Annotated in this window: 5 protein-coding genes; all 5 read left to right on the top strand. The window is 45.1% G+C overall.

All coding sequences use genetic code 11. From position 1 onward, the window contains the following. Positions 1–138 precede the first annotated feature (138 nt). Positions 139–1,626 (top strand): UDP-N-acetylmuramoyl-L-alanyl-D-glutamate--2,6-diaminopimelate ligase, encoded by a 1,488-nt coding sequence (gene murE, locus ACP45E_RS13800; protein ID WP_017037748.1) that lies wholly within the window; start codon positions 139–141, stop codon positions 1,624–1,626. After that, positions 1,623–2,984 carry a UDP-N-acetylmuramoyl-tripeptide--D-alanyl-D-alanine ligase gene (gene murF / locus ACP45E_RS13795; RefSeq protein WP_017037747.1) on the top strand — a complete coding sequence of 454 codons (1,362 nt, stop codon included), beginning with the start codon at positions 1,623–1,625 and terminating at the stop codon, positions 2,982–2,984. Before murE ends, murF begins: the two co-directional genes overlap by 4 nt. Continuing rightward, a complete protein-coding gene (mraY, locus tag ACP45E_RS13790) occupies positions 2,981–4,063 on the top strand; it encodes a phospho-N-acetylmuramoyl-pentapeptide-transferase (RefSeq protein ID WP_017037746.1) in 1,083 nt (360 codons plus the stop codon). The genes murF and mraY overlap by 4 nt, the downstream gene beginning before the upstream one ends. Before the next feature lie 39 nt (positions 4,064–4,102). Continuing rightward, positions 4,103–5,422 (top strand): UDP-N-acetylmuramoyl-L-alanine--D-glutamate ligase, encoded by a 1,320-nt coding sequence (murD, locus tag ACP45E_RS13785; protein ID WP_017037745.1) that lies wholly within the window; start codon positions 4,103–4,105, stop codon positions 5,420–5,422. An 18-nt stretch (positions 5,423–5,440) separates the two neighbouring features. After that, on the top strand, positions 5,441–6,505 hold a 1,065-nt coding region (gene ftsW, locus ACP45E_RS13780; RefSeq protein ID WP_069585118.1), incomplete at its 3' end, for a cell division protein FtsW.

Below are 6,505 nucleotides of genomic sequence, written 5' to 3'. Positions count from 1 at the left end.
CGCTCTTCCGATCTAATTATTATGGCGGTTCGGTTGCAGGCCCCGTTTTCTCTGAGATCATGAAAGGTGCGCTACAGATATTGAACGTTGCACCCGATGAAAATCAATTTAAAAGTCATTAGCTAAGAGATAAATAGCATGAGTTCTGAAATTACACTTGGTGAGTTACTACAACCTTGGATTGAGTTGTCTGATTCAACCCTTCATCACTTACCAGTCACTCACTTAGAGCTGGATAGTCGTAACGTTTCTTCTGGCGATGTTTTCGTGGCAGTGAAAGGTCATCAAGTGGATGGACGACGTTACATTAATGCTGCCGTCCAACAAGGCGCTTCATGTGTTATTGCTCAAGCTTGCGAACTAAAGTCTCATGGTTTGATTGAGGATATTTCAGGTATCTCAGTTATCTATATCAACGATCTTGATACTTTTCTCTCTCCGTTAGCGGGGCGTTTGTATTCTGAAAAGCCAAGTTCTCTTATCGGAGTGACAGGGACCAACGGTAAGACGACCATTACTCAATTGATCGCTCAATGGCTTGGGCTTATCGACCAATCAGCAGTGGTGATGGGCACAACCGGCAATGGATTTTTAACCGATTTACAACCCGCGATGAATACCACGGGGAACGCGATTGAAATTCAGCATACACTTCATCAATTTGCACAGAAAGGCGCAGACTATGCCGCGTTAGAGATTTCATCTCATGGGTTAGTTCAAGGTCGAGTCAGTGCCTTACCGTTTTCTGTCGGCGTTTTTACCAACTTAAGTCGTGATCATTTAGATTATCACGGGACGATGCATGAGTATGGTGAAGCGAAAAAAACACTCTTTACTCAGCACCAATGTGGTACAGCGGTCATTAACATAGACGACCCTGTTGGTTTGGCGTGGAGTGATGAGTTTGCTAACGCTGTTGGTGTCTCTTTATCGCTTTGTTCCGATGTGAAAAATACGGTTTTCGCCACGGACGTTAAGTACCAAGAGTCAGGGATTACGTTAACTTTCTCTGGTAAGTTTGGTGATGGTAGCTTTACCGCCCCATTGATTGGTGAATTCAACGCAAGTAATCTTTTGTTGGCGCTAACCACCTTATTGAGCTTGGGCTTTGATAAACAATCTTTGATAGAAACGGCTGAGCACATTACGCCTGTTTTAGGCCGTATGGAACTGTTCAGTGCGGCACAAAAAGCCAAAGTGGTGGTGGATTATGCTCACACGCCCGACGCCCTTGAAAAGGCACTGCTGGCGCTAAAAGTTCATTGCTCAGGCAAACTATGGGCGATTGTAGGTTGTGGCGGTGACCGTGATACAGGTAAGCGACCAATGATGGCAAAAATCGCTGAAACTCATGCTGATCACATCATTTTTACGGATGACAATCCACGCAGTGAATCGCCTCAATTGATCGTTTCAGATATGCTTGCAGGTCTTGATAACCCAGATGACGCTTATGTTGAGCACAACCGTTATCTCGCATTGCAATACGCGTTATCACAAGCTGATGAGAACGATATTGTATTATTGGCTGGAAAAGGGCATGAAGATTATCAAGTGATGGCCAATGAAATCGTTCACTACTCCGACCGAGAATCAGCACTGCAATTATTAGGAATAACATCATGATCTCAGTTTCTTTATCGACATTAGCGGCCGTACTGAATGCACAGCTAATTGGCCCGGACGCTTTGATTGATCAAGTTTCAACGGATACAAGGAATATTGAATCCGGTACTTTATTTATTGCGCTTGTTGGAGAGCGTTTTGATGCGCACAACTTTGTTGGGCAAGCGGTTGAAAAGGGCGCTTCGGCATTGATCGTCAGTCGACCATGCGATGTGGATGTACCGCAGCTGCTAGTGGAAGATACGAAGAAAGCATTAGGACTCGTCTCATCGTGGGTTCACCTACAATGCCAAACGCCGACGGTCGCTATTACGGGCAGTTGTGGAAAAACAACCGTGAAAGAAATGTTGGCGGGCATCTTGTCGAATCGGGGGCAAGTCCTTTATACCGAAGGGAATTTTAACAATGATATCGGTGCACCACTGACGCTGCTTCGATCAAAAGCCAGTGACGACTACGCGGTTATTGAACTGGGCGCCAATCATATTGGTGAAATTGCGTACACAACTGAGCTAGTGAAGCCTGATATTGCACTGGTTAACAATGTGGCTGTCGCGCATCTTGAAGGTTTTGGCTCTATGGATGGGGTGAAAATCGCGAAAGGTGAAATCTACCAAGGTCTCCCTAAAAACGGGGTAGCTGTCATCAATTTAGACAGCAATGGTGGCGCCTATTGGGATGAGGTTCTTTCTGATAAAAGGTTGGTCACTTTCTCGGTCATCGACAGCAAAGCTGATTTTTTCGCTTCTGAGATCTCAATAAATGACATGGGGGCGGCTCAATTTTTGATGCAAACGCCGCTTGGCAGTATAACTGTTCAGTTAGGGATTATTGGGCAACACAATATTGCGAATGCACTGGCGGCTTGTGCATTGGCAATTGAGTTGGGTATTGACTTAGAAACCATTCAACTTGGGTTGCTTCATTTGCCTAACGTAAAAGGCCGAGTCGAAGCGATTGAAATATCGGAATCGATCCATTTAATTGATGACAGTTATAACGCTAGTGTCCCAGCCATGCATGCCGCTGTTGATTTGTTGGCCAGTTTTAAAAGCCCGCGTTGGTTAATTTTAGGTAATATGGCGGAGTTAGGTAGTGAAAGCCTTGCACTTCATCGCCAAGTCGGTGAACATGCAGCCCGATTTAATTTTGAGTACGTTTTAACGTATGGCGAAGATGCCAAAGTGATCAGTGATCTCTGTAATGGTCATCACTTCGAAACACATGAACGTATGAACGCATACATTGAGCAGCAACTAGAACAGCATAATAAACGACACCACACACTATTGGTCAAAGGCGCAAATAGTGCGGGGATGAGTAACATTGTGGCTGCTTTGAAGGAGAACCATTCATGATTATTTGGCTTGCAGAGTTATTTCAGCCTTATGTGTCTTTTTTCCGTTTATTTGAATACCTTTCATTTAGAGCGATTGTTAGTATTTTAACCGCGTTAGGTCTGTCTCTTTGGGTGGGCCCTCGACTTATTAAACGCTTGCAGATGTTACAAATAGGCCAAGTCGTTCGCAACGACGGACCCGAATCTCACTTTAGCAAACGAGGTACGCCAACCATGGGCGGCATCATGATCCTTGCTGCCATTATTATTACCGTCTTGCTTTGGGCTGACTTAACCAACCCTTATGTTTGGGCTGTCGTCGGAGTATTAGCCGGTTATGGTGTCGTTGGGTTTGTGGATGATTATCGTAAAGTCGTTAGAAAAAACAGTGATGGATTGATTGCACGCTGGAAGTATTTTTGGCAATCAGCGATTGCGCTGGTGGTTGCATTTGCATTGTACTGGCATGGCAAAGATACCGCTGCCACCCAGCTCGTTGTGCCATTTTTTAAAGAAGTCATGCCACAGCTGGGCTTGTTCTACATCGTATTAACCTACTTTGTGATTGTGGGGACCAGTAATGCGGTGAACCTCACGGATGGCCTTGATGGTTTAGCCATTATGCCGACTGTCCTAGTCGCTGCTGGTTTTGCTGCTATTGCTTGGGCAACAGGTAATGTTAACTTTGCTAATTATTTGCATATCCCACACATCCCACTGGCGTCTGAATTGGTGATTGTTTGTACGGCCATTGTTGGCGCTGGGTTAGGCTTTTTATGGTTCAATACTTATCCTGCTCAAGTCTTCATGGGGGATGTGGGTTCTTTAGCGCTTGGCGGTGCATTAGGTACTATCGCGGTATTGGTTCGTCAAGAGTTCGTATTGGTCATTATGGGTGGTGTTTTCGTGATTGAGACGTTGTCTGTCATTCTACAAGTGGGTTCATACAAGCTTCGTGGGCAGCGAATCTTTCGCATGGCACCAATACACCATCATTATGAATTAAAAGGTTGGCCAGAGCCGCGTGTTATCGTTCGCTTTTGGATTATTTCAATCGTGCTTGTTTTGATCGGTTTAGCCACACTTAAAGTGCGTTAATCATTTTGTAGCAGATGTACTGACTATTATGGATAAAAAATGAATCCGTGGGATAAGGTTGAAAATGTTGTTGTAGTGGGCCTTGGTATTACTGGGCTCTCTGTGGTTAAGCACCTTTTGCAAGTATCAAAACCACTTTCGATACAGGTGATTGATACTCGCTTAGAGCCTCCGGGCGCCGCTGAACTGCCGCACAATGTTTCGCTTCACAAGGGCGGTTGGAATACGTCTTGGCTCCAAAATGCGGATCTTATTGTCGTCAATCCGGGGATTGCACTTGCAACCCCTGAGCTGCAGCAAGCCTCTCTTGCAGACATTAAGCTGGTTGGAGACATTGAACTCTTTGCTTGGCAAGTGGATAAACCGGTTATTGCGATCACAGGTTCAAACGGAAAAAGTACCGTTACCGATCTTTCTGGGGTGGTTGCTAAAGCATCTGGGTTAACTGTAGGCGTTGGTGGTAATATTGGTGTTCCAGCGCTTGATCTGCTTCAGCAAGACGCGGATCTCTATATCCTAGAGCTGTCCAGTTTTCAGTTGGAAACCACTTCTAGTCTTCATTTAGCTGCGGCTGCATTTTTGAATCTTTCAGAAGATCATATGGATCGCTATGAAGGAATGCAGGACTACCGCGAGGCTAAACTGCGTATTTTCCAAGATGCAGAACAGTGCATTGTTAATCATCAAGATAAAGCCACGTACCCTGTCGATTCGAACAAATCTTTAATCACGTTTGGATTAGACAGTTTGAGCGACTACTGTTTAGGCCAATTTGAAGGCCAAGAGTACTTGATGGCCAATGGCAAGCCGGTGATTTCGACAACAGAGTTAACACTTGTTGGACGTCATAACGTGGCTAATGTTTTAGTGGTTTTGGCATTGCTTGAACAAGTGGGTGTCAATATTAATAAAGGGCTCTCTGCGCTGAAGTCTTACAGTGGCCTGACTCATCGGTGTCAGCTCGTCGCTGATAATAGAGGCGTTAAATGGGTCAATGATTCTAAGGCGACGAATGTTGCGAGCACCGCTGCTGCGTTGTCGGGTTTAGATTGCAAGGGCACGCTTTATTTGCTTGTGGGTGGAGACGGCAAAGGAGCCGATTTTTCAGAATTAGCCGATATACTCGGCCCAATGAATGTCCAACTTTGCTGTTATGGTTCCGATGCTGACAGGCTGTTATCCCAGCACCCATCCGCTAGAAAGTATCAAACTATGAATGACATCATTGCTGAGATATCTCCAAAACTGGAACAAGGCGATATGGTGATGCTTTCCCCGGCCTGTGCCAGTTTCGATCAGTACTCGAACTTTATGGCGAGAGGGGATGCTTTCATTGAGTTGGCATCGCAATACGCGTAATTAAGACAAAGGAAAAGCATGCAAGTTAGGCGTATTTTATCGGGCGTACATGAATGGTTTTCGCAAACAGCGCCTGAGCCGTTGTTTGATCGTCAATTGGTCTGGATTTCTCTTGGTCTTATGCTGACTGGTCTAGTCATTGTCACATCGGCCTCTTTTCCTATTAGTTCTCGTTTAACCGATCAGCCCTTTCATTTCATGTTTCGTCATGGCGTCTTTTTATTGCTCGCTTTGTTTACCTCAGCGATTGTGCTTCAGGTCCCGCTTAAAAAATGGCTGCAATACAGTTCGCTGTTACTGGGTGTTTCTTTTTTCTTACTTATTGTTGTGTTACTGATCGGTAAGTCGGTCAATGGCGCATCACGCTGGATCCCTCTTGGGTTATTTAACCTTCAACCTGCGGAAGTAGCCAAACTGTCGTTGTTTATTTTTATGGCCGGTTATCTTGTCAGAAAGCAAGCTGAAGTGAGGGAGACATTTTTTGGCGGCTTTATGAAGCCTATCATGGTGTTTGCTGCGCTGGCGGTTTTGCTACTAGGTCAGCCAGATCTTGGTACCGTCATAGTGATGTTAGTGACTTTATTTGGCATGTTGTTTATTGCTGGAGCTAAGTTATCTCAGTTTATCGCCTTAATGGTTGCGGGAATCATGGCCGTCATTGCTTTGATTATTGCAGAGCCCTATCGAATGAGGCGTGTGACGTCATTTTTGGACCCTTGGGAAGATCCTTTCGGGAGCGGCTATCAGTTAACTCAATCACTGATGGCATTCGGTCGAGGTGAATGGTTCGGACAGGGGCTAGGGAATTCCATTCAAAAGCTGGAGTACTTGCCAGAAGCACATACCGATTTTGTATTTGCGGTATTGGCTGAGGAACTGGGCTTCATTGGTGTGGTTTTGGTACTACTACTCATTTTTAGTCTGGTTCTTAAAGCCCTGTTTATTGGTAAAAAAGCATTTGAAAACAACCAACTGTTTGGTGGTTATTTGGCGTTTGGTATTGGCATCTGGTTTGCGTTTCAAACTCTCGTCAATGTCGGGGCGGCTTCGGGTATCGTTCCAACCAAAGGATTAACGCTGCCA

The organism is Vibrio genomosp. F10 str. 9ZD137, from assembly GCF_049974785.1.
Taxonomy (GTDB): Bacteria; Pseudomonadota; Gammaproteobacteria; order Enterobacterales; family Vibrionaceae; genus Vibrio.
Note: the sequence above shows the minus strand (reverse complement) of the source record. Positions and strands in the feature narration are given on the sequence as shown.